Source organism: Streptomyces sp. NPDC057654, assembly GCF_042800135.1.
Lineage (GTDB): Bacteria > Actinomycetota > Actinomycetes > Streptomycetales > Streptomycetaceae > Streptomyces.
Window position 1 is genome coordinate 1 of the sequence record NZ_JBHVHQ010001236.1, and the last position, 1847, is coordinate 1847.

The 1847-nt window shown below is 73.5% G+C and carries 2 protein-coding genes; one reads left to right on the forward strand and one right to left on the reverse strand.

Annotated elements, in window-relative coordinates; translation table 11 throughout:
• The coding region (locus ACFU99_RS42365) for a helix-turn-helix domain-containing protein (RefSeq protein ID WP_384403787.1) at positions 1–1082 on the reverse strand (1082 nt) is incomplete at its 3' end.
• A gap of 232 nt (positions 1083–1314) precedes the next feature.
• Between ACFU99_RS42365 and ACFU99_RS42370 the strand changes: the two genes are divergently transcribed.
• Positions 1315–1847: CoA transferase subunit A (locus ACFU99_RS42370; protein ID WP_384403790.1), on the forward strand; the 533-nt coding region annotated here is incomplete at its 3' end.

A 1847-nucleotide genomic window follows, 5' to 3' on the forward strand; every position in this document is an offset into this window, starting at 1 on the left:
AGGCTGAGCAGCGCGCGCCGGGCCGTCGCGCGCGGCAGGCCCGTCGCCTCCGCGACCCGCGCCAGGGACCGGCCGCCGGAGCGCCCGCCCAGGGCCCGCAGAACGGCCAGCCCGCGGGCGAGGGACTGGAGGTATTCCGCCCCCAACTCCTCCTTCGCAGCGTCCAGTTCGTCCTGAGGTGCATGTTCCGAAGACGGAAAACCGGTCAGGGGTTCCACCGGCGTCGCGGCCAGCGCCTCGGCCATCAGGGGGAGTCGGTCGCGCAGCCGCGGCAGGACGGCGGCGGCCAGTGAGGCGATCGTGTGCCGGCTGGTGTGGCTGACCACGCTCACCGCGCACACCACACGGCCCGAGACGTCGGCCACCGGTACGGCGACGGCGATCAGGCCGGGCTCGATCAGCCCGTCGTCCGCGGCCCAGCCGCGCTCGGCCGCCTCGGCGCGGCGACGCTCGAAGTCGGCCTCGACGCGGGCCGCCGCTTCTTCGGCCGTCGTCGCTTCCGGGGGTTCCGCCGCGTGCTGCCGGGCCGGTACGGACGGGAATCCGGCGTCCTCCGGGTCGGCCTGCCGCCGTTCGCGCCACGTCGCGCGCTCCTCCGCGCTCCAGCCGGCGGCGAACAGCGTCCCGGCGGCGCAGCGCTCGGCGGGCAGCAGGTCGCCGATGCGGAAGGCCAGCGACATGGTGCGGCGCCGGGTGTGCTGGGCGACGAACCGCACCCCGTCCCCGTCCGGCACGGCCACGGAAACCGACTCGTCGAACTCGTCGGCGAGCCCCGCCGCGTACGGGCCCAGCGCCGCCGAAATGCCACTGGCCGTCAGATATCCGTCACCCAGCTCCAGCAGACGCGGCGTCAGCTCTACGTCCCGTCCGGCGGTACGGAGATAGCCGACGCGGACCAGCGTGGCGACGACGCGGTCCACCGTCGAGCGGGCCAGCCCCGTGGCGTGCACCAGGTCGCTGGGGCGCTGGCGGTGACCGCCCGGCGCCGACATGGCGCGCAGCACGGCGAGCCCGCGTTCGAGCGGCCCGACGATCGCCGCGTCGGGTGGGGCCGCGTCGGGGGTGGCTGGCGGATGCGGCACGGAATGGGCTCCTCGTAACGGCGCTGACGGGCGGGGCGAGCCGCGGCGGGTCGGGCCACGGCCCGGCGCAGATGTTCTCGGCATCCGGCGGCCGGGGCCATTGACACCCGAGAACGCACGGGCAGAGACTCGTCCGCGACCCATTATGAACGAAAGTTCATCAGGCGAACAGCGGCAGGAGCAGCAACGGTAGCAGTAGCAGTGACAGCAACAGCAGCAAGCGAAGGGAACCATGGCCGAGACCCGAACCCTGCGCGACGCCGTAGCGGAACTCATCCACGACGGCGACACCGTCGCCCTCGAAGGGTTCACCCACCTGATCCCGTTCGCCGCCGCGCACGAGATCATCCGGCAGGGCGTCACCGACCTCACGCTCGCCCGCATGACCCCCGATGTCGTCTACGACCAGCTCATCGGCGCCGGACTGGTCAAGAAGCTCGTCTTCTCCTGGGGCGGCAACCCCGGCGTCGGCTCGCTGCACCGCTTCCGCGACGCCGTCGAGAACGGCCGGCCGCGCCCGCTGGAACTGGACGAGCACAGCCACGCCGGCATGGCCAACCGCTATGTCGCCGGCGCCTCGAAGCTCCCCTTCGCCGTCCTGCGCGGCTACCGGGGCTCCGACCTCGCGACCCGCACGGACACCGTGTCCACCGTCGTCTGCCCCTTCACCGGCGAGGAACTGGCCGCCGTCGCCGCCCTCAACCCCGACGTCACCGTCATCCACGCCCAGCGCGCGGACCGCGACCACAACGTGCAGCTGTGGGG